This is a genomic window from Sinorhizobium sp. CCBAU 05631 (genome assembly GCF_002288505.1).
Lineage (GTDB): Bacteria > Pseudomonadota > Alphaproteobacteria > Rhizobiales > Rhizobiaceae > Sinorhizobium > Sinorhizobium fredii_C.
In genome coordinates this window covers 2,748,365-2,768,640 of record NZ_CP023063.1, presented here as the reverse complement: position 1 = coordinate 2,768,640, position 20,276 = coordinate 2,748,365, and the positions used below count along the sequence as shown (strand labels likewise).

18 protein-coding genes and 2 pseudogenes are annotated in these 20,276 nt (G+C 60.0%); 14 read left to right on the top strand and 6 right to left on the bottom strand.

The window, feature by feature from the left end; genetic code table 11:
* Positions 1-113: 113 nt before the first annotated feature.
* Genes SS05631_RS13570 through SS05631_RS13560 form a run of 3 tightly spaced genes read right to left on the bottom strand, consistent with a single transcriptional unit; the run spans position 114 to position 2,978 of the window.
* On the bottom strand, positions 114-812 hold the full coding sequence (locus tag SS05631_RS13570) for a 4-hydroxythreonine-4-phosphate dehydrogenase (protein ID WP_037426673.1): 699 nt from the start codon (positions 810-812) through the stop codon (positions 114-116).
* A 1-nt stretch (position 813) separates the two neighbouring features.
* On the bottom strand, positions 814-1,812 hold the full coding sequence (gene pdxA, locus SS05631_RS13565; RefSeq protein ID WP_037426675.1) for a 4-hydroxythreonine-4-phosphate dehydrogenase PdxA: 999 nt from the start codon (positions 1,810-1,812) through the stop codon (positions 814-816).
* Positions 1,809-2,978, bottom strand: a complete 1,170-nt coding sequence (locus tag SS05631_RS13560; RefSeq protein ID WP_037426677.1) for a four-carbon acid sugar kinase family protein — start codon at positions 2,976-2,978, stop codon at positions 1,809-1,811. Before SS05631_RS13560 ends, pdxA begins: the two co-directional genes overlap by 4 nt.
* 76 nt (positions 2,979-3,054) lie before the next feature.
* Here SS05631_RS13560 and SS05631_RS13555 point away from each other — a divergent pair, with 76 nt between their 5' ends.
* Positions 3,055-3,939 (top strand): LysR substrate-binding domain-containing protein, encoded by an 885-nt coding sequence (locus tag SS05631_RS13555; protein ID WP_037426679.1) that lies wholly within the window; start codon positions 3,055-3,057, stop codon positions 3,937-3,939.
* 91 nt (positions 3,940-4,030) lie between these two features.
* Here SS05631_RS13555 and SS05631_RS13550 read toward each other — a convergent pair whose 3' ends face one another.
* A complete protein-coding gene (locus SS05631_RS13550; protein WP_037426681.1) occupies positions 4,031-4,699 on the bottom strand; it encodes an FCD domain-containing protein in 669 nt (222 codons plus the stop codon).
* A gap of 221 nt (positions 4,700-4,920) precedes the next feature.
* On the opposite strand from SS05631_RS13550, the gene SS05631_RS13545 reads away from it, so the two are divergent.
* The 7 genes from SS05631_RS13545 to SS05631_RS13515 all read left to right on the top strand — a co-directional run bounded on the left by SS05631_RS13545 (position 4,921) and on the right by SS05631_RS13515 (position 13,711).
* The gene (locus SS05631_RS13545) at positions 4,921-6,585 is read left to right on the top strand and encodes an ABC transporter ATP-binding protein (protein ID WP_037426683.1); all 1,665 of its coding nucleotides are present in this window, start codon (positions 4,921-4,923) and stop codon (positions 6,583-6,585) included.
* Between the two features lie 36 nt (positions 6,586-6,621).
* Positions 6,622-8,286 carry a peptide ABC transporter substrate-binding protein gene (locus tag SS05631_RS13540; protein ID WP_037426687.1) on the top strand — a complete coding sequence of 555 codons (1,665 nt, stop codon included), beginning with the start codon at positions 6,622-6,624 and terminating at the stop codon, positions 8,284-8,286.
* Between the two features lie 70 nt (positions 8,287-8,356).
* Positions 8,357-9,307: an ABC transporter permease gene (locus SS05631_RS13535; protein ID WP_037426694.1), complete on the top strand. Its 951-nt coding sequence runs from the start codon at positions 8,357-8,359 to the stop codon at positions 9,305-9,307.
* Between the two features lie 34 nt (positions 9,308-9,341).
* Entirely contained in the window at positions 9,342-10,220 is an 879-nt protein-coding gene (locus tag SS05631_RS13530) for an ABC transporter permease (RefSeq protein WP_037426696.1), read from the top strand.
* A gap of 173 nt (positions 10,221-10,393) precedes the next feature.
* Positions 10,394-11,704, top strand: a complete 1,311-nt coding sequence (locus tag SS05631_RS13525; protein ID WP_037426699.1) for an FAD-binding oxidoreductase — start codon at positions 10,394-10,396, stop codon at positions 11,702-11,704.
* A gap of 82 nt (positions 11,705-11,786) precedes the next feature.
* The gene (locus SS05631_RS13520) at positions 11,787-13,121 is read left to right on the top strand and encodes an FAD-binding oxidoreductase (RefSeq protein WP_037426707.1); all 1,335 of its coding nucleotides are present in this window, start codon (positions 11,787-11,789) and stop codon (positions 13,119-13,121) included.
* A gap of 113 nt (positions 13,122-13,234) precedes the next feature.
* Positions 13,235-13,711, top strand: coding sequence for an Lrp/AsnC family transcriptional regulator (locus tag SS05631_RS13515; RefSeq protein ID WP_037377440.1), 477 nt, complete (start codon positions 13,235-13,237; stop codon positions 13,709-13,711).
* 95 nt (positions 13,712-13,806) lie between these two features.
* Here SS05631_RS13515 and SS05631_RS13510 read toward each other — a convergent pair.
* Positions 13,807-14,064, bottom strand: a pseudogene (locus SS05631_RS13510) (Lrp/AsnC ligand binding domain-containing protein); the annotation flags it as partial.
* Between the two features lie 79 nt (positions 14,065-14,143).
* Between SS05631_RS13510 and SS05631_RS13505 the strand changes: the two are divergent.
* Positions 14,144-14,977 carry an IS5 family transposase gene (locus SS05631_RS13505; RefSeq protein WP_095678047.1) on the top strand — a complete coding sequence of 278 codons (834 nt, stop codon included), beginning with the start codon at positions 14,144-14,146 and terminating at the stop codon, positions 14,975-14,977.
* A gap of 17 nt (positions 14,978-14,994) precedes the next feature.
* Here the strand turns inward: SS05631_RS13505 and SS05631_RS13500 are convergent.
* Positions 14,995-15,216: pseudogene (locus tag SS05631_RS13500) on the bottom strand (AsnC family transcriptional regulator); the annotation flags it as partial.
* Between the two features lie 523 nt (positions 15,217-15,739).
* Here SS05631_RS13500 and SS05631_RS13495 point away from each other — a divergent pair.
* From SS05631_RS13495 to SS05631_RS13475, 5 genes are read left to right on the top strand one after another with little or no spacing between them, the layout of a single operon-like run.
* The gene (locus SS05631_RS13495; RefSeq protein ID WP_037425868.1) at positions 15,740-17,140 is read left to right on the top strand and encodes an aspartate aminotransferase family protein; all 1,401 of its coding nucleotides are present in this window, start codon (positions 15,740-15,742) and stop codon (positions 17,138-17,140) included.
* 16 nt (positions 17,141-17,156) lie between these two features.
* Positions 17,157-17,936, top strand: coding sequence for an amino acid ABC transporter ATP-binding protein (locus SS05631_RS13490; protein ID WP_037425865.1), 780 nt, complete (start codon positions 17,157-17,159; stop codon positions 17,934-17,936).
* A 35-nt stretch (positions 17,937-17,971) separates the two neighbouring features.
* A complete protein-coding gene (locus SS05631_RS13485) occupies positions 17,972-18,787 on the top strand; it encodes a transporter substrate-binding domain-containing protein (protein WP_037425863.1) in 816 nt (271 codons plus the stop codon).
* Between the two features lie 60 nt (positions 18,788-18,847).
* A complete protein-coding gene (locus SS05631_RS13480) occupies positions 18,848-19,561 on the top strand; it encodes an ABC transporter permease subunit (protein ID WP_037425860.1) in 714 nt (237 codons plus the stop codon).
* Between the two features lies 1 nt (position 19,562).
* Entirely contained in the window at positions 19,563-20,243 is a 681-nt protein-coding gene (locus tag SS05631_RS13475; protein ID WP_037425857.1) for an ABC transporter permease subunit, read from the top strand.
* Positions 20,244-20,276: the final 33 nt, after the last annotated feature.

Below are 20,276 nucleotides of genomic sequence, written 5' to 3'. Positions count from 1 at the left end.
CTTCTGCCCCTGTTCGTGAAAACCATCGATGGCGAGGTGGCTCGAACCGTCGACGTGAGGCGAGACGGGGATCCTACTTGCATGCTCAGAGCGCCTGCCACGTGCATTCTCCATTATTGCGCGGCTAACGCTTTCGCCTGGTTCTTTATGGAGTTGATCGCCAGTAGCTGATGAGTCAAGCCTGGAATGACCGCAGGGAAGCGGCCTTCGAGAGCGGCGGTGCCGACCGTAAAGCCGGCGGCCCGGCCGCTGACGACGGCGTGGATGCGCTCGGCGCGGTCGATCGAACCTGCGACGATGACGGGCTTCGCGACGGCGTCGCAGACGGCGCGGATGAGGTCAGCGACATCGACATCGGCGCGATAGGCGAGGAGATCGAGGCCGTGCACGCCCTCGCGGGCGGCAAGCTCTTTTGCGCTTGCAACGATCTCCGCTTGGGAACCCTCCAGAACGCTGGGATGGCCCGCGATGCGGCCGGGGAAGGGGTAGTAGCGGATACCACTTCCCTTGAGGAGGGGAAGGACGTCGTCGACATGGGTGCCGCCAAGCAGATAGTCAACGCCGAGCGTGAGGCCGGCGAGCACCGACTCGATTTCGCTGGCGCGGTCGAGTGAGACCACTTCGAGATAACTCTTCGCGCCTGCGGCCCGGATTTCCCGGTTAAGCTCGGAAAGCACCTCAAAGGGCAGGCCGATATCCTTGAAGCCGATATGACGGACACCCGCAGAAAGCACCAGGGGAAGCTGCGCCAGCGCATCCGGGATCGTCCGGTCATTGCGGGTCAGCATGAAGATGAAATCGATGGGGGTCATGTCAATCCTCCTGGTCGCACGGTGCCTGCGCCAGTCGGCGGGCGTAGTCGATCGCTGTTTCGAGACTTCTCGGATCGGCGATGCCACAGCCGGCGATATCAAAGGCCGTGCCGTGGTCGGGGCTTGTGCGCACAAAGGGCAGGCCTAGCGTGATGTTCACGCCCTTTTCCAGTCCGAGATATTTGACGGGGATCAGCCCCTGGTCGTGATACTGCGCGACGACCACGTCGAAGCGGCCGTTTCGCGCCTGCATGAAAACCGTATCGCCGGGCCAGGGGCCGCTGGCGTCTATGCCATCCGCGCGCGCTGCCGCGATGGCGGGCGCGATGATGCGGATTTCCTCGTCTCCGAAGAGACCGCCCTCGCCGGCATGCGGATTGAGCCCGGCAACGGCGATGCGGGGGCGGGCGATTCCCAACGCACGACCTCCCTGGTGGGCGAGGCGTATCGCGGACATCTGTGCCGGAAAATCCGCTTGGCGGATCGCCTGTGCCAGCGAACAATGGATCGTTACAAGAACGGTGCGGATATCGTCATTGGCGAGCATCATCGCCACGCGCCCGGCGCCGCCTTTTTCTGCGAGGATTTCCGTGTGGCCGGGGTATGGAAGCCCCGCAGCGGCGAGCGCCTCCTTGTGGATCGGCGCCGTCACGATGCCGGCGACTTTGCCCGTGCTGGCGAGTTCGATCGCGGCAACGATGGCATCATAGGCCATACGGCCGCTGGTGGCGCTCACCCTGCCGAGTGCGGGTGGGGTTTCGATGCGGGAGGCGGCGAGGATATTCAGGGCGCCATCCGGCTTCGCGTCGGCGATGTCATGGATCTCGTTCAATTGCAGACCGCCGCCGAGGCTGGCGATGGCCTTCGTCATCACGGCCGGATCGCCAATGACGACACTGCGACGGAGGTCGGTGCGGGCAAGCATCGTCTTTGCCACGATCTCCGGCCCGATGCCGGATGGATCGCCCATGGTGACGGCGAGCGGCAGGGAGGTGTTCATGCGGGCTCCTTTCCAATTCGGCGAATGGCCTCGGCGGCATTGTGCAGCGTCATGGCGGAACCGAATCCGCCTGCTTTCATGGCGAGCAGCATCATTCGTCCATCGGCAAGAGGAGCGCAGCCGAGGGGAAAGCCGGGCTCGAGTTCGCGGATCAAATCGAAAGCGTGAATGGAGAGCCGTTCCAAAAGGGCGTGCATCGTTTCTCCGCCCGTTGCGACGATGGCGTCGTATCGATGCCGGGATAAAGCGATCTCTGCCTCGTCCACCAGTATGGCGAGAGGCTTCGCCGGGTCGCTGGTTCGGATCTGTGGTGTACGGATGCAGACGACAGAAGCTGCCTCGTCGATATCCGTCGCACGCATTGCGACTGAAGCACCTGTCGCGGCCAATGCGTCGCACTGGGAATGGCTGACAGGATTTGCGCTGCCGACAAGCACGAGAACACGGCGCGGCGTGGCTTCGGGCGTGAAGGTGTGCCGGCCTGTGCACCGCTCGACTACCGTCGCCAGCGCTTCCGCCATGCCCGGCGAGCCGACCCACAGCACCGGGCCGTGTTTCGCGATCTCCGCAACCCGACGATTCAGCATCACCTGGTCGCATGCATCCACGATGACCACTGGAGCGCTGCCAATGGCCTTCCCGATCTCGCCGTCCTCGGTGTGCTCCGAAATTTTAGCGATGGGGCCGAGGCTGGGCTCGATCAAGTCTTCGATGCGAGACGTGTGGGCGGGATGGACAGGGTCGCGGCTGTACGCCGTTTGGGCAACCGGCTCGCCGTGCAGCAACTGAATCCCGTCGATCGTCGTTCGCCCGGCAGCGGGAAAAGCAGGCGCGACGACCAACCGTGCTCGGCCGCTGGCCACAAATGCGGCGGCAATTTCCACGCGGATATGGCCCCGCAGAGTGGAGTCAATCGTCTTATACAGGAACGGCCTGTCTGCGAGCCTGGTTACCGCTTGGCGCGTCACATGCGCGGCATCGGTTTCACCGAGCGTGCGACTGCCGGTGTCGATGGAGACGAGACTGACATGGGTGTTCTCCGATCCCATTCTGCATATACGAGGGATATAGCCGCGTTCCAGGAAAGCGATTGCCCCATCCGCCGCGCTTGTTAGGTCGTCTGCGACGACGCCAACGTGTTTGATCTGGTCAATGGTTTCTGCCATGACCACAAGGCTACTCACCAAGTTATAAGAGAAAAATCGATATGATCTAACGTGTATTGGTGATAGGTTGTCACCAATGAAGCGTTCGGACCTTCCTTCCCTCGATGATCTGCGGGCCTTTGAGGTCGTTGCCCGCCTGGGTTCCGTGCGTGCGGCCGCGTCTGAGTTAAACCTGACGCATGGTGCCGTCAGCCGGCGCGTATCCAAACTTTCCGAACACCTCCAAACGAGTTTGCTGGAACCCGATGGGCGCGGCCTGAGGCTTACGGGAGAGGGTACGCGCCTCGCGCAGGCGACGACGAACGCTCTGGCGCTCGTTGCGTCGGCGTTGGAGGATATTCGCAAAGTCGACGCGTCACCACCGATCGTCGTTTCCTGCGAACGGTCTATCGCCATGCGCTGGCTGATCCCGCGTCTCTCGGAGTTCCAGGATCGCCATCCCGAGATCGACCTTCACCTCTCCGTCGGTGGTGGGGGCTTCGATTTTGCGCGCGACCGTATCACACTCGCGATCCGCAGGCTGGATTTCGCCATCGATGCGAACTGGCAGGTCGAACGGCTGATCGAAGAGCAAGTCGGTCCTGTCATGCATCCCGCCATGACGGATCGGTTTGCGGCCGGTGATTATGTCGCGCTTGCCGCAAACACCCGGCCGGATGCTTGGCGGAAGTGGACCGTCGCCAATCCCGACGCGCCGAAGCCGCGCTCGACGCGCTTTCTCGACCATCATTTCCTGATGGTGGAGGCGGCAGCCGGCGGTCTGGGTGTGGCCATGTGCCCCGAGATCATTGCCCTTGACGATATCCGCAAAGGCCGCCTCGCCGCGCCACTCGGCTTTCAGCCAGATGGCTCACATTACGGCATCATCCGGTCAGCGCTGGCAAAGAAGTCGGCTGGGGTCGACCCATTTGTATCTTGGCTTCTCGCCGCCATTCAACAGGATTTCCATGCTGCGTCTTGAGCGGCCTTGCGGCGCGTGGATCGCATTGGAACCCCATCCTCACAACGTGAAGACGCCGCAACACGCTTCAATCAGGATCGCTGTCTGGTGCTCAGGTATTTGGGCCAAGTATATTCGCTCTCGCTTCGACGATGTGGTCGTACATGTTTCGCTCGGCCTCTCTGCTGTCGCGATCTTTGATGGCGTCAAGAGTGGCCTGATGCTTGGCGATATAGGCCTTCATGCGCTCAGGGGTTAGTGACTGCTCCTTCATTTTCCCCCAGAGGTTTCCCGCTCGTACTGTGTGAATGCCCTCATAGAGCGAGGCGAGAAGACCGTTGCGCGCGGCTCCGACGATGATGCGGTGAAAGACGGCGTCCCATTTCTCGAATTCGACCAGGGTTTCCGCCGCGCTGCCCCGATCGATCGACTTCTGCATTTCGTCGATTTCCTGGCTGGTTGCCCGTAACGCCGCCAAGGCGGCGATCTTGGGCTCCATGATCAGCCGAGCCTCGAAGACTTCGGCCGGATACGTGCGCAACGTGTCTCCCGTACTGCCTGGCGGGCGACGCAGGGCCGTCGAGGTAACCCCGCTGCCAGCGATAAAGGTCCCCCTTCCCACGTGCCTGATGAGGCGGCCCTCCTTCTCAAGAGAAGCAAGCATCCGTCGAAGTGCAGTGCGGGGCAGCCCGAGTTTAACCGCCAGATCGCGCTCAGGCGGTAACCGATCCCCGGGCTCCAGACCTTCCGCCTCGATGAAGTCCTTCAAGACCACGCTCATGAGTCCTCGCTAATTATTTTGCCCCAACCAAATTGATCTATATTGACACCAATTGCAATACCAATCTTATATTGATTGCGCGACAAACCAAAATTGGTAGCGAGGGCGCTGAAGTACAGGGAGTGCATGCTGCGCCTGTTTCAGATCGATTGGCGCATAAGCGCGCATAACCGCGAGTAAAATTGCAAGGTAACGGCTCCGTTGAAAAGGGAGGAATCTCGATGGCTGCTGGAACAGAGGCTGTTTCTGGAGAGGACACAGCGCTTTCGGTGCGTGGCCTGACGGTCGACCTGCCGAAAGGCATGGAACGGACCCATGCCGTCGAGAACATCTCGTTTGATCTCAAGCGGGGCCAGATTCTGTGCATTATCGGCGAGTCAGGCTCAGGCAAGTCGGTGACGGCGAACACAATCATGGGGCTTTTGCCGAAGCTGATCCCGGTCTCGTCCGGCGCTATTCATCTCGACGGCACAGCCATTATCGGCGCACCGGCGAAGAAGCTGCGAGGACTGCGCGGTCGCGTCGTATCGATGATTTTCCAGGATCCGCTTTCGGCGCTCAACCCGCTGATGACGGTTGGCGAGCAGATTACCGAAGTTCTGACGGCTCATGGCGTGGGCACCAAGGCGTCGCGGCGCAATCGCGCCATCGAGCTGCTGACGGAAGTCGGGTTGCCCGATCCGGAACTCATGTACTACCAGTATCCGTTCCGGCTGTCGGGCGGGCAACGTCAGCGCGTCATGATCGCCATGGCGCTCGCTCTCGAACCCACCGTTCTGATCGCGGACGAGCCGACCACGGCCCTCGATGTCACCACACAGGCGCAGATCCTGAAGCTGATCCGTGACATTCAGCGCCGCAAGGGCATGAGCGTGATGTTCATCACCCATGACTTCGGTGTCGTGGCTGAGATCGCCGACAGTGTCGTGGTGATGGAAAAGGGCCGCGTTGTCGAGCAAGGTACCGCCGAACAGGTTCTCAAATCCCCGACCCACCCCTATACACAGCGCCTGATCGCCGCCGTCCCGCACCTGACGGGCAAGGATCGAGCAGTTCAGGAGAAGGCGAGCAACGAGACGATCCTGAAGGTCGAAGGGCTGTCCAAGACCTATCGCAGCGGCAGTGCCCTGTTCGGCAGCCAGCGCATTGTGCCTGCGGTGAAGGACGTTTCATTCGATCTGACTGCCGGACGCACGCTCGGCGTCGTCGGCGAGAGCGGTTCCGGCAAATCATCGCTGGGAAGGCTTTTGATCAAACTGCAAGACAGCGATGGCGGGCAAATTCTGTTCGAGGGCCGCGACATCGCCAAGCTTTCGGAAACCGAATTTCGACCGCTGCGGCCGCGGATCCAGATGATCTTCCAGGATCCCTTCGCATCGTTGAATCCGCGTTCGACCATTGGACAAATCCTGACCGTCGGTCCCGTCGCCCACGGCATGCCTTATGCTCAGGCGCGTGAGGAGGCGCGAGCGTTGCTGGCCCATGTCGGTCTCGATGCCGGTGCCTTCGGCCGCTATCCGCACGAGTTTTCCGGCGGGCAACGCCAGCGCATCGGCATCGCCCGGGCCTTGATGTTCAAGCCCAAGCTGCTGATTGCCGACGAGGCAGTCTCTGCGCTCGACGTCTCTATCCAGGCCCAAATCCTCAAGCTGCTAGACCAGATCCAGCGGGAAACTGGCGTTTCGATGATCTTCATCACCCATGATCTGCGCGTCGCCAGCCAGATCTGCGACGAAATCGCAGTGATGCAGAAAGGGGAGATCGTCGAGCGCGGCCCGCCATCTCAAATCTTTCTGGACCCGCAATCGGCCTACACGCGCGAGTTGGTGGCGGCGATTCCCGGGGAGCGACCGAGGCACACTCGACCGATTGCCGTTAACTTTTGAGAGCTACGGCCGAAATACAACTAGGGAGGAAATATCATGACGAAAGATTCTACAACGAAATCGGGCTATTCTCGACGCGACGCGCTACGCCTCATGGCAGCGGGCGGCATTGCGTGCTTTGCCGCTCCCAACCTGCTCGGCAAGCCTGCCTTTGCCGATACTGCTAGCCCAACCGGTCGCGTCGTCGTCGGGCTTTCGCAGGAACCCACCGTCTTCCATCCGCTGATGGCCCATATCGAGGTAGACGATGCGGTCCATTTTTCCCTATTCGACGCCCTCTTCCGCATGGATCCGAAGGGTGTTCTTCAGCCCAATCTTGCCGCCGAAGTGCCAACACAGCAGAACGGCGGCATTTCGGAGGACGGTCTGAAGTGGCGCGTCCGCCTGCGTGATGACGTTCGCTGGCACGATGGCGAGCCCTTCACCGCCGAGGATGTGAAGTTCACTCTCGAGCTCATAACCAACCCGAACTTCCGCGCCTGGCGCACGGGCGGGCATTCACTGGTACGAGATATCACGGTGGTTTCGCCGACTGAGCTTACCTGGCGGATGGAGGAGGCTTTCGCCCCTTATCTGTCGTTCCTCACCGAAACCTTTATGGTGCCCAAGCACATTCTTGAGAAAGAGGCCGATCCCAACGCTGCCGCCTTCAATCAGGCACCTGTCGGCACCGGTGCATTCAAATGGGCGCAGCGCGTCGCGGGCGATCATCTCGAGCTGGTCGCGAACCCTCAATATTTTGGGGATGGCCCCTATGTCGAGCGGCTCGTCTTCAAGTACATCCCTGACATGACCGTGCTCTATACCCAATTCAAGAGCGGCGACATCGACCTTACAGACCAGGCATACATCACCGCCGACCACTACGATGAAGCTAAGACATTGCCGGGCCGTGTGGTGACGCTGGTATCTGGGGCATCAGTCGAGTCGATCTATCTCAATCTCGAGAAGCCGCAATTCAAGGACCCGGCTGTCCGCAAGGCGCTCTATGCCGCGATGGACAGAAAAGCAATTATCGACGCGATCTATTACGGCGTCGGCACGCTCACCGAGACGTTCATGCCACGGACGTCCTACTATTACAATCCGAACCTGCCGGCGCAGGAGTTCAACCTTGACCGGGCGCGACAGATCCTCGACGAGGCGGGCTGGGTTCCGGGGCCGGATGGAATACGTGCCAAGGACGGGGTGCGGCTGTCGTTCGCCAATTCGACGACGTCGGGCAACAATCTGCGCGAACAAGTGCAGCAGTTCCTGCAGCAGACATTCGCGGAGATTGGCGTCGAGATGACGATATCCAATCTGCCGGCGGCCGTGATGTTTGGTGAGTTCTGGCTCAAGTCGCAATTCGACTCGGCGATCGCGGGTGTTACCCATCTCATTGCGGCGGATCCGGACGCCACTAACCGCCTCGCTACAAGCGCAATTGCTGCCAAGGGCGGAAAAGGCTCGAATGTCGGCCAGTATTCCAATCCAGAAGTTGACGCGCTGCTCAAGAAAGGTGCCCAAACCTTCGATCCTGAGGCGCGTCGCGAGATCTACTCCCGTATTCAGGAAATCGTTCGTGAGGACCTGCCGTTCCTGCCGTTGTTTGCCGCTACCTATGTAGTCGGTCGCAAGGAAGGTCTCGAGGGGTGGGAGCCCAATTCCAACACCCGCACGGCCTCCTGGCATGCCGCCGGATGGCGTTGGCAAAGCTGACATACGCTGCCGCCGTCGCGAGTTGCGGCGGCGGCCTATCCATTGATGCTGTCATGAAGGAGGAGAGCCAATGCGCGGCTTCCTGCTCAATCGCCTTTCACAAAGCCTCGTCCTGCTCCTGATCGTTTCGGTCATCGGGTTCGTCGTCCTGAATCTCATTCCGGGCGGCCCGTTGGCGCAATTCGGGCTTGATCCCAGCATGACCCAGGATGATCTCAATCGTCTGAAGGAGCAGCTGGGGCTCAACCGCCCGCTGTGGATGCAGTATCTCGACTGGGCCTGGCGCCTCGTACAGGGCGACTGGGGTCACTCCTTCCGCGACGGCGCGCCGGTCTTGGATGTGATTGGCCGCCACCTTGTTGCAACGCTGTTGTTGATGGGTTCATCTACCGTCATCGCGATCGCCATCGGCACGTGGATCGGCATCCGCGGCGCCACGCACCGCTATTCTGTTTTCGACTATCTGGCGACGGTCGGGGCGATGGTGGCGCTGTCGATCCCGACTTTCTGGTTCGGCCTTGTCGGCATCTATGTCTTTTCGCTACGACTCGGCTGGTTGCCGGCCGGCAACATGTACACGATCGGCGACGGTTCGGTTCTGAACCATATCCATCACCTGATCATGCCGAGCATCGTGCTGGCGCTGGTCCATGTCGCCATCTGGAGCCGTTACATGCGAACGGCGACGCTTGATGTTATCAGCCAGGAATTCGTCAAGACCGCCCGTGCCAAGGGATTGAGCGAGCGCCGAATCTTGATGAAGCATGTCGTCGGCAATGCGCTGCTGCCAATGATCACACTGGCAGGGATGCAGCTTCCCAGTGTGCTAACGGGTGCTCTGGTCACTGAGACGGTGTTTACCTGGCCGGGGATGGGCCGGCTGTTCCTCGACAGCCTCGGCTACAGCGACTACCCGGTGGTGATGGGACTGCTCATGTTCTCGGCGATCCTCGTCGTGCTTTGCAACCTGATCGCCGACATCGTCGTCGCCATCATCGATCCCCGTATTCGTCTGAGCTAAGCGCCTCATGGACGCTCAACAGGAGGCCACCATTATGACCGCCATTGTCGCAAATTCACGCCAGGAGCGTTGGTGGAACAGCCGAACGGCACACCGCTTCATGAACCACCATCTGGCCCTCCTCGGGATGGTGATGATCGCCGTCCTGACGCTGGCGTGCGTCCTGGGCCCGTACCTGCTGCCCTATGATTCACTCTACATCGATCTGCGCGCCCGCTTTGCTCCGCCCTTCACCGGCCACCACTATATGGGCACCGATCCGCTGGGACGGGACTTGGCGGCGCGGCTGTTCATGGCGGGGCGGGTTTCCCTGCTGGTCGGTTTCTCCGCGATGCTGTTGTCGACGCTGATCGGAACCCTTGTCGGCGTGCTCGCGGGATACCGGGGCGGCTGGCTCGGCACGACGCTGATGCGCACGGTGGATGGGTTCCTGTCGTTCCCGTCGATTTTCCTGGTGCTGGCGCTTGCCGCAGCGCTGAAGCCCAGCCCGATGATGATCACCGTCGTCATCGCAGCCACCAGCTGGATGGAAGTGGCCAGGATCGTCGAGGCCGAGGTCCGCTCCCTTCGCGAGCGCGAATTCGTCCAGGCCGGTCGCATGCTGGGGTTGAGCGGAACGCATATCATGTTCCGCGAGATCCTTCCCAATGCGATGGGCCCGATCATCGTCGCGGCCACCCTGACCGTCGCCCGCGCCATCCTCATGGAGGCCTATATCAGCTTTCTCGGCTATGGAATTCAGCCGCCGCTGCCCAGCTGGGGCAACATGCTGAACGGCGCGCAGCAATATCTGGGGAGCGCACCGTGGCTGGCGATCATTCCCGGTGCAGCCATTACCATCGCCGTAACCAGCTTCAACTTCATCGGCGACGGGCTGCGCGATGCGCTCGATGTTCGCGGTGATCACACCTGAGGGGAATGCGAGTCCGGGGCCGTGGTCACAACATCAGGGGGAAGACCGTACCCGCTCGTCGATCGTTTTCGAAGGGCGATGTGCGAACCGTAGTTGCCGGCGGTCGTACCCCGTCTCTCATTTTGTCAGTAATCGCAGAAGGCCTTGGCCAAGCGCAACGAGAAGTCGGTCCCATGGAAGACTCTAGAATCGCAGACAAGAACACGCCCTATTGGTGGGAAGAGGCACCGGTCAGACCGCTGCCGCGGCAGCCGCTGGCCAAAAAGCTCGACGTGGCGATCATTGGCGCCGGATACACCGGGTTATCGGCGGGTCTCGTTCTGGCGCGCGAGGGCCGTTCGGTTGCGGCCTTCGATGCAATGAACCCGGGCGAAGGGGCCTCGACGCGCAACGGCGGAATCACCAGCGGAAGTATTCGGCCGGATTACGCCACGATTACCCGGCGCTTCGGCGAAGAAAGGGCCATCGCAATCGAGGCCGAGGGCAAGATCGCCCGCGAATTTCTTTACGACTTCATCAGGACCGAAGGGCTCGATTGCGACTTTCAGCTGGTTGGCCAGTTCAAGGGCGTAATCGGCTATGACGATTACGAGAAGACCGCGCGGAGCGCCGAAGTGCTGGCGAAGCGACTGGGGATCGATGCCTATGCTGTGCCGTACGCCGAACAGCGCAATTACATCGGCACGGACTTCTATCGCGGCGGCATGGCGCGGATGGATATCGGTGGGTTGCACCCGGCCAAGTTCCACTCTGAACTCCTGCGGGTGGCGTTGGCTTCGGGACTGACCGTCCACGCAGGTACGCGCGTGACTTCGGTAGCGAGGGATGGGGCCGAGTTCCGTGTGGTGACGGAGGCGGGCACCGTGCAGGTCCGCCAGGTGCTGGTCTGCACTGACGGCTATACCGACGGCGCGGTTCCCTTCCTGCGCCGGCGGCTGGTCCCGGTTCGCAGCCGGATCATCGTCACCGAGGAGCTCGCGCCAGAAGTGATGGCCCGGCTGATGCCGAAGCGGATGATGATGATCGAGGGCCGGGAACTTGGGTTCTACTACCGCCCGACACCCGACGGAAAGCGCATTCTGTTGGGGGGCCGCGACAGCTCTCGCGTCGGCGATCCAACCGCGCCGAAGCTGTTTCTGCGTCGGGGCCTAGTGAACCTTTTCCCAGAACTGGAGAACGTTCGCCTGTCGCACACCTGGTTTGGCAATGTGGCGATGCACCGGGACATGCTGCCCCGCATCTTCGAGAAGGATGGCTTGGTCTATGCCACCGGTTTCTGCGGTTCGGGCGTCGTCTGGGCGCCATGGATCGGAACGCGCGCGGCTCACAAGCTGCTCGGACATGCCGCGCAAGCGCGCACGGCGTTCGACTTCCGGCCGCCTGCGTCCATCCCCCTTTACCGGGGCAATCCCTGGTTCATGCCGGCCATCATCCAGGGCTTTCGAATGCAGGACCGCATCGCCCTGTACCGCGCGCGTCGATAGAGCTTAACCATTTGAGGATTCCAGCGCTCCTGCGGGGGCGCTGTTCGAGAATCTCATGCACTATTGCAGAGGAATACAGATTATGCCGGTCGACGTTCAGAAAGTCCGTGACAGTGCCTCTTTTCCAACCCAGGTGGATGTCGTCGTCATAGGGGCAGGGATCGTCGGTACATGCACGGCCTATGAACTCTCCCGACAAGGGGTCTCCGTTGCTCTGCTCGAAAAGGGCATCGTTGGCGGCGAACAGTCAAGCCGCAACTGGGGGTGGGTGCGTCAGCAGAACCGCGATCTCCATGAGCTTGCCCTTGCCATGTACAGTCTGCGGCGCTGGGAGGAATTGGGCACCGAGATCGGCCGCGATCTCGGGTTTCGTCGAACCGGGATACTCTACTGCACCAAGAACGAGGCGGATGTCGCCCGCTGGCAAAAGTGGGGCCAGGCCGCACGCGTCCAGGGATTTCACAGCGAGATACTCACGGCTTCCGAGGCGAACGAGCGGGCCTCGGGCGGCACATCCTCCTGGGTCGGCGGCGTCTGGTCTCCGACCGACGGGAGAGCGGAACCGAGCCTTGCCGTGCCTGCCGTCGCCGAGGCCGCCAAGGAAAGGGGCGTGTCGCTCCATCAGAACTGCGCCGTTCGCGGCCTCGACATTACCAATGGCCGGGTAACAGGGGTATGGACGGAGCGGGGAATTGTGAAAGCGAGCACCGTTGTTTGCGCCGGCGGGGCATGGGCTTCCCGCTTTTCTCATCGCTACGGCATCGAACTTCCAGTCGCCAACATCGCCGGGACGGCGATCAAGACAACCCCGGCGCCCGAAATCGTTCAGGCAGGATGTCTATCGGCTTCGAACTTCGTGTTGCGGCGTCGGACCGACGGCTCCTACACCATTGCCGTACCCGGGCGCGGTACGCTCGACATCACGCCGCGAGGAATGCGATACGCTTTCAAGTTCTACGAGATGTATCGCAGCAAGATCGGCAAGAAACTCAAATACCGCCTCAACAGCAGCTTCTGGAATGGTCCCGATGCCTTCGGCAGCTGGGAGAACGACGAGATCTCGCCGTTTGAAAAGAGCCGCATTCTGGACCCGGCGCCCGACGCGGAACTCGTCAAGCTCGCAGTGAAGAACCTCGAAAGCGAGTACCCGGCGCTGAAGGGGATCGGGGTCGAACGCGCGTGGGGCGGGCTCATCGATACCTCCCCAGACCTCGTGCCTGTTATCTCGAGAGTGGAGGAACTCCCCGGCTATGTGATCGCCGCGGGCTTCAGCGGACACGGCTTCGCGATCGGACCCGGGGCCGGCCGTCTGGTGAGCGAGATCGTCATGAATAAAGAGCCACTGACCGACATTTCGCCTTACAGGCTGAGCCGGTTCAGCGATGGCTCGGCGATCCGACGGCCGGAAATGATGTAGCCGTCAGATCGGCTGCCGTTTGGAACCCGAGGGATTATTGCCACCGAGCCTCGTCCGCTGACGAAACTCCAATCGCTCATGCAAAGGTCGTGGCAACAACCGGGTGGGCGCACATGAAACTGGACAGAATTGACATCAAGATCCTCTCCGAGCTTCAGAAGAACGGACGGATGACGTATGTCGAGCTCGCCGAGCTCGTGAACCTGTCCGCAACACCTTGTCTCGTGCGGGTGAAGAGGCTGCAGGCAGAAGGCTATATCGGCGGCTATTCCGCGATGATCAACATGGGAAAGCTTGGGCAGGTTCTCACTGTCTTCACAGAGATTACCCTGAGGAACCATCGCCAGGCCGACATCGCCCGCTTCATGTCGGCCATCCAGAATATTGAGCAAGTAATCGAATGCCACGTCGTCTCAGGTGACTACGACTATCTCGTCAAGTTCGTGGCGAGCAGCATAGGAGAATACCAGTCACTCATGGAGCGGCTGATAGAAATGGACATCGGAATCGAGAAATACTTCAGCTTCGTTGTACTCAAATCTCCGATCACCAAGTACCACGTGCCGCTGACTGACCTGTTTGACATTTAGTGTAGCCGTGGACGGACAGCATACAAACTCGCCCGCAAGGCGAAGCCAACCGCCGTACCAGACAGCAGACCTGCTTGCGCTGACCGAAACAGAGCTCAGAAGGCAGCAAGGTCGATTGGCAGCGCAAAGCCGACCTTCACTCTGTCCATTATCACCATTGTCTTGAATCCCTTGATATCCGGATTCTCATAGAAGAACTTTCGCGTGAATATCTCGTAGTCCTCCATGCTTCGTGCTGTCACGATCAAGACAAAGTCCGACTCGCCGGTAATATAATAACCGTTCATCACCTCCGGTGTTTGGCGGATGGATTGCTTGAAGCGGTCCACTATGTCGGCGCGTTCCCGCTCTAAGAGGCTGCCTCAAAAAGAAGTGGGTGATTTCAATGGGTTGTGATTCCTTCGGATTTGCAAAGATTCGATGGAGCTCACGATGTCCTGGACCGAAATCACCCGTCGGCAATATGCCCGGCGCACGCCTCGTTATGCAAGTGATATGACGGATCGAGAATGGGGGCTGGTCCAGCCTTTTCTGCCAGCGCCCCGGCGGCTGGGTCGTCCTCGGACCACAGATTGCCGAGAGGTATTGAACGCTCTGCTTTACATCGCCTCGACGGGTTGCCAGTGGCGGATGCTGCCGAAGGATTTCCCACCCTGTTCAACCGTTCAGCGTTATTTTTACGAATGGAGGGCGATAGGGTTGTGGACGCGGATCAATCATCATCTCGTGATGGAAGCGCGCCAACTGGAGGGTAAGGAGGCCAGCCCAACGGCAGGCGTCGTTGACAGTCAGAGCGTGAAAACCACCGAAAGCGGCGGTATCCGGGGTTATGATGCCGGCAAGAAGATCAAGGGGCGCAAGCGCCACATCATTGTCGACACGCTGGGGCTGATGGTCGGTCTCATGGTCCACTGCGCCGACATTCAAGACCGGGACGGTGCTCCAGACCTCTTGAAATCCATCCGCCATAGATGGCCGTGGTTGCTGCATGTTTTTGCCGATGGCGGTTATGCTGGCGACAAACTGAAGAGGCGGCTGAAGAAAATCGGGCGCTGGACTCTGGAGATCATCAAGCGCACCGACAAGGCAAAGGGCTTTGAGGTTCTGCCGCGCCGATGGGTCGTGGAACGCACTTTCGCGTGGCTTGGCAGATGCCGTAGACTGGCGAAGGACTTTGAGAAATCAGTCGCTTCAGCCGAGGCGTGGATCATGATCGCCCACATTCGCCTCGTCACCCGACGCCTTGCAAGGTATTGCTACCATTGAGTTCTTTTCGAGTCCGACTCTAAGGACACGAGCACCAGCATGGCGATCGGCCGGCCGATCATCTTCGGCTTCACGATCGAGACATCCGCCTCGATGACCCCCTTCTCCCTCAGGCGTCTTACACGCCTCTGCACGGCCGTTGGCGACAGCCCCACCAGTTCTCCTAGCACCTCATAGTTGTGCCGGTTGTTTGTCTGCAAAACGCTCAGGAGGCGAGCGTCTAGCCTGTCGAGTTCCACCAAACCCTCCCTACGCAGTTTATCTTCGCTTGAGCCCGAGAAAAGCAGGATTCCTGCGAGCGGGCACCTTAGTCCGTTAAAATCGATCGCTCGGATGCACATAAGCTCTCGCTCATTGGACACGCCAATCCGAGAGAAAAAATGCTGAATAACGGGCTGTCGGCGCGGGACGCGCTGAAAATAAGGAGCAATCCGACGCTTTTCTGCACCCGGGCTTTTGTCGCGGGAAGATGGCATGGGTCGGGTGCCGCCGCGGTCGTCGATCCTGCTGGCGAACGGCAATCACCGATGTCGACGGCTGAGACCTTCGCCTCTTCAGCGAGCGATCGAGCGCGGCCCGCACACGCGGTGCCTCTCTGCAGCAGCACTGAACGGGCGATGGGCCTGTCTTCGGCGAGGTCAGAGTCAACGCGGCGATGCGCGCACCGACCCCTTCAGCTTTTTGAAGCAATCGGGTCCCGGCAGGCATTCATCAAACCTGAATATGTGTGTTTCGGCGGGCGCGCCGCCTGAGGAAGCCGCAATGAAAACTGTTGTCGAAATAAGCGAAATGGATCGGCGATCTGTTCTACATCCATTCACATATCTGAAGGACTACGCCGAAGGTCAGACCGCGCCGACCATTGTGGAAACCGGCAAGGGCGTTCGCATCAAGGATGCGAGTGGGCGCGAATATATCGACGGTTTTGCCGGTCTTTACTGCGTAAACGTCGGCTATGGCCGAACCGAGGTCGCCGAAGCCATTGCTCGTCAGGCGTACAAGCTGGCCTATTATCACTCCTACGCCGCCCATACCACGGAAGAACTCGCCAAGCTTTCCGATCGGCTTGTGAAAATGTCACCCGGGCGCATGTCCAAGGTCTTCTTTGGCCTTTCCGGATCGGACGCCAATGAGACGCAAGCTAAGATCGTTTGGTATTACAACAATCTTCGCGGCAAGCCCGCGAAGAAGAAGATCATTGCGCGCGAACGCGGCTATCACGGATGCTCCGTCGTGTCGGGCTCGATGACCGGGCTCAGCTTCTACCACGACCACATGGACCTGCCGGTCGCCGGCATACTGCGCACCGGCCTGCCCCATCATTATCGCGGCGCATTACCGGGCGAGACGGAAGAAGCGTTTTCTGAACGTCGCGCGCATGAGCTTGAAGCACTTATTCTGGCCGAAGGCCCGCAAACGGTGGCCGCACTCATCGCTGAACCGGTGCTCGGCACCGGCGGCATTATCCCGCCGCCGTCAGGCTACTGGCCAAAAATCCAGGCGGTGCTGAAGAAGTACGACGTCCTGTTGATTGCGGACGAGGTGATCTGCGGTTTTGGCCGCACGGGAGCAATGTTCGGCTCCGATTTGTACGGCATGGTCCCGGACCTCGTCACGGTCGCGAAGGGGCTGACATCGGCATACGTGCCGCTTTCGGCCGCGATCGTATCCGAACAGGTTTACGACGTCATGCAGGAGGCTACGCCTCAAGTGGGCGCCTTCTCGCACGGCTACACCTATTCCGGCCACCCGATCGGCGCAGCGGCCGCAAACGCGGTTCTTGACATCGTAGAGCGCGACGACCTCCCCGGGCAGGCGGCGAAGAGGGGAGCCTATCTCCTGGGCCGGCTCAAAGCCGAATTTGAACAGAACCCAATCGTCGGCGAAGTGCGCGGCGTCGGCATGATGGCGGCGATCGAATTTGTCCCGGACCGCGGCGCGAAGATGCCATTCAGTCCCGCGTTGAAGGTCGGCGGGCGAATTTCTCAGGCCGCGCGCAACCGAAACCTTATCGCTCGCGCCATGCCCCATGGCGATATCCTGGGCTTCGCACCACCGCTCACGATGAGCGAAGCGGAGATCGATGAGATGGTCTTCATCGCAAAGGCTGCGGTGGATGAAGTTCTACGCGAACTTTTCGCGCAGGGTGCGGTGAAAGGCTGAGGACACGGCATTGGTTATGACAGGAAATGTCCTGAAGGTCCGTGAACTCTGCAAGACTTTTGGGTCGACCAAGGTTTTGAACGGCGTCAGCTTTCGAATGACCGAGGGCGAGGTCATTTCGCTGGTTGGGTCGTCCGGTTCAGGCAAGAGCACGGCGCTACGCTGCGCGAATTTGCTTGAGACGCCGACCTCCGGTGAAATCGAGGTTATGGGTCACACCGTTTCGGCGGTCGTGAACGATCATGGCAAGACCGAGATCCACAGTGCTCACCACATAAAGAACTTCCGTCGCCGCATCGGCATGGTGTTCCAGAATTTCAATCTGTGGCCGCACCAGACTGTCCTCGGCAACGTGACCCTGGCGCTGCTCTACGCCCTGGGAAAGAACAAGCGCGACGCGAAGGAGATCGCGCTCTCGGCACTTTCGAAGGTCGGCATGGCCGATTTTCGCGACCGATATCCCCATCAACTCTCCGGCGGCCAGCAACAGCGTGTTGCGATCGCCCGCGTGCTCGCGATGAGCCCGAAGATCATGCTTTTCGACGAACCCACCTCCGCACTTGATCCGGAGTTGGTGGGGGAGGTTCTGAGGGTCATCAGAGGGCTAGCAGATGAGGGAGCCACCATCCTTCTCGTCACCCACGAGATGCGGTTCGCGAGAGACGTCTCGAACCGAATGATCTTCCTGCACAAAGGTGAAATTGAGCAGGACGGTACGCCGGAAGAATTGCTTCGCAATCCAGCGTCGGACGCTGTGGCGCGATTCCTTTCCCGCGTGATGCTACTGGCCGCCTGACGGCCGTTATCAAACGAAAAAGAGGGGTAACTCCAATGTCGACAATCACGAAACTTCGCTCAATTCTCGCATCCGGCCTCTTCCTGTTCTCAGCCGCGGCATCGCAAGCCGAAGAAGGGGTCCTGCGCATCGGCACTGAAGGAGACGCGCCGCTGTTCAGCATGGCTGACGCTAACGGCAACGTAACCGGTTTCGATGCCGATATAGCCAACAGCATTTGCGCTGAACTCAAGTTGAAGTGCAAGTTCGTCGTCCAATCCTTCAGCACGCTCGTGCCTTCGATGGACAGCGACCGGTTCGACGTCATCATCTCCGGTTTGGGCATCACGGCGGAACGCCAAAAGAAAATCGACTACTCCATTCCGTATGCCACCACGCCCCTCTATTTCGTGGTGGCGAAGGATTCGCCTCTTGCCGGTCTCAAGAGCCTGGACGAGATCGTAAAAGCGCTCGACGGCAAAAGCCTGGGCGTGGTCACCGGAACCACATATGCCAAGTTCATCCAAAAACACGTCCCCAGCGCAGATCTGAAAACGTACGACGCAACGACGCAGCAGACGGCTGACCTCGCTGCAGGCCGCCTTGATGCCGCCTTCGGCGACTCCCCGACCTGGGCGGATTTCCTCGCCACTCCGGACGGAGCAGGGTTCACCCGAGTGAACGTCAAGATCATGGCGACGGACGATCCAGCATCGCTCGGTCACGGCATGGGCGTCGGTATGCGCAAGGGCAATGCCGAACTCAAGGCAAAACTGGATGCGGCGCTCTGCAAGATGATCACAGAAGGCAAGGTGAAGAATGCCAGCCTCAATTGGTTCAAGGACGATTACACCATTCCCTGCACGAAGTGAGGCTGAGATCGACACGTCGTCGCGGCCGGAATCGCGACGACGTCACGGGAGATATGTCCGATGTCTTTTGACCTATGGGTTCTTCTGGTTGAGCGGGGGTGGGGATTTGCCCTTCTCCGCGGCGCTATGGTGACACTGGCGGTCGGCCTGCTCGGGATGCTCGCCGGGGTTATCGCGGCGGTGCCCCTGGCGCTGTTGCGGTGCCGGCGCCTTCCCGTACTCTCGCAGGCGGTGGATGGCTACAGCATTCTAGTGCGCGGCGTTCCCGGGCTGCTCGTCATCTACCTCCTGTTCTTCGGCTCGATCGAGTGGGTTCAAAGGCTGGCAACCGCTTTCGGCTATCAAGATAGCGCCGACAGCGCTTATCCCTTCGTCATCGGCGTTGTTGCGATCGCGGCAATATCATGTGCCTATTCGATCGAAGTGTTCCGCGGCGCGCTTGACGCCGTGCCGGTGGGCTTGCTGGAAGCGGCAAAATCCCTTGCCCTGCCGACCCACGTCACTTTTCTGCGCGTCACTCTGCCTATCGCTCTGCGACTAGCACTCGGCGGCCTCAACAATGTTTGGCAGATGACCATCAAGGACACCTCGCTGGTGTCGGTCGTGGGCATGCAGGAATTGATGCGCTCCGCGGCAATCGCCGCCGGCATTACTCGTTCTCCGCTCTTGTTCTACTGCGCTGCTGCCGGGATGTTTTTTGCGTTGACGGCAATCAGTCAGACGCTCTTCAGTCATACGGAGCGGTTCTTCAACCGTGGCTTCAGTCGGGGATAAGATGGAACTAGACCTTGTCACATATGCGGTTCCGTTCCTTCTGGTAGGTGCCAAAACGACCTTGCTGATCAGCGTCTTCGGCGTTGCTCTGGGATTGCCGTTCGGCATTGCATTAGCTGTCATCCGCACATCCAGGAACCGGATAGTGAGCAGGAGCGCGGATATCTACTGCGCGATCTTCCGCGGCACGCCCATGCTGGTGCAGATCTTCGTGATCTACTACGGACTAGGCCAGCTCAGTGCCATTCGCACTAATCCCGTGATCTGGTGGATCGTCGGCGACAGCCTGCATGCGGCGATCCTGGCCGTCGTACTCAACACCGGTGCCTATACAGCGGAAATCTTCCGGACCGCACTCCTTTCCCTTCCGCGGGGTCTGATCGAGGCGTCGCAAGCCTGTGGCCTGTCGGTGTGGGCCACTTTTCGCCACGTCAAGTTTCCGCTGGCGGTCAGGCAAGCCTTGCCTGCCTATAGCAGTGAAGTTGCCATCATCGTCAAGGAATCAAGCCTCGCATCGACGATCACGGTCCTCGAGATCACCGGCTATGCCAAACGGTTGATGAGCGAAACCTTCGCCATCATGGACATCTTCATTGTCACATCGGCGTTTTACCTGATGATGAACGTAATTAGCTTAGTTTCTCTAAAGTTGATCGAAAGAAAACTGTCTTTCGGAAAATAATCGTCACAGTAGAAAGGTGATCTATGCCAAAAC

What these genes read in the sequence shown, in the direction of transcription:
- SS05631_RS13570 (WP_037426673.1), bottom strand. Translation starts at nt 812, where the DNA reads ATGACCCCCATCGATTTCATCTTCATGCTGACCCGCAATGACCGGACG.
- pdxA (WP_037426675.1), bottom strand. Translation starts at nt 1,812, where the DNA reads ATGAACACCTCCCTGCCGCTCGCCGTCACCATGGGCGATCCATCCGGC.
- SS05631_RS13560 (WP_037426677.1), bottom strand. Translation starts at nt 2,978, where the DNA reads ATGGCAGAAACCATTGACCAGATCAAACACGTTGGCGTCGTCGCAGAC.
- SS05631_RS13555 (WP_037426679.1), top strand. Translation starts at nt 3,055, where the DNA reads ATGAAGCGTTCGGACCTTCCTTCCCTCGATGATCTGCGGGCCTTTGAG.
- SS05631_RS13550 (WP_037426681.1), bottom strand. Translation starts at nt 4,699, where the DNA reads ATGAGCGTGGTCTTGAAGGACTTCATCGAGGCGGAAGGTCTGGAGCCC.
- SS05631_RS13545 (WP_037426683.1), top strand. Translation starts at nt 4,921, where the DNA reads ATGGCTGCTGGAACAGAGGCTGTTTCTGGAGAGGACACAGCGCTTTCG.
- SS05631_RS13540 (WP_037426687.1), top strand. Translation starts at nt 6,622, where the DNA reads ATGACGAAAGATTCTACAACGAAATCGGGCTATTCTCGACGCGACGCG.
- SS05631_RS13535 (WP_037426694.1), top strand. Translation starts at nt 8,357, where the DNA reads ATGCGCGGCTTCCTGCTCAATCGCCTTTCACAAAGCCTCGTCCTGCTC.
- SS05631_RS13530 (WP_037426696.1), top strand. Translation starts at nt 9,342, where the DNA reads ATGACCGCCATTGTCGCAAATTCACGCCAGGAGCGTTGGTGGAACAGC.
- SS05631_RS13525 (WP_037426699.1), top strand. Translation starts at nt 10,394, where the DNA reads ATGGAAGACTCTAGAATCGCAGACAAGAACACGCCCTATTGGTGGGAA.
- SS05631_RS13520 (WP_037426707.1), top strand. Translation starts at nt 11,787, where the DNA reads ATGCCGGTCGACGTTCAGAAAGTCCGTGACAGTGCCTCTTTTCCAACC.
- SS05631_RS13515 (WP_037377440.1), top strand. Translation starts at nt 13,235, where the DNA reads ATGAAACTGGACAGAATTGACATCAAGATCCTCTCCGAGCTTCAGAAG.
- SS05631_RS13505 (WP_095678047.1), top strand. Translation starts at nt 14,144, where the DNA reads ATGTCCTGGACCGAAATCACCCGTCGGCAATATGCCCGGCGCACGCCT.
- SS05631_RS13495 (WP_037425868.1), top strand. Translation starts at nt 15,740, where the DNA reads ATGAAAACTGTTGTCGAAATAAGCGAAATGGATCGGCGATCTGTTCTA.
- SS05631_RS13490 (WP_037425865.1), top strand. Translation starts at nt 17,157, where the DNA reads ATGACAGGAAATGTCCTGAAGGTCCGTGAACTCTGCAAGACTTTTGGG.
- SS05631_RS13485 (WP_037425863.1), top strand. Translation starts at nt 17,972, where the DNA reads ATGTCGACAATCACGAAACTTCGCTCAATTCTCGCATCCGGCCTCTTC.
- SS05631_RS13480 (WP_037425860.1), top strand. Translation starts at nt 18,848, where the DNA reads ATGTCTTTTGACCTATGGGTTCTTCTGGTTGAGCGGGGGTGGGGATTT.
- SS05631_RS13475 (WP_037425857.1), top strand. Translation starts at nt 19,563, where the DNA reads ATGGAACTAGACCTTGTCACATATGCGGTTCCGTTCCTTCTGGTAGGT.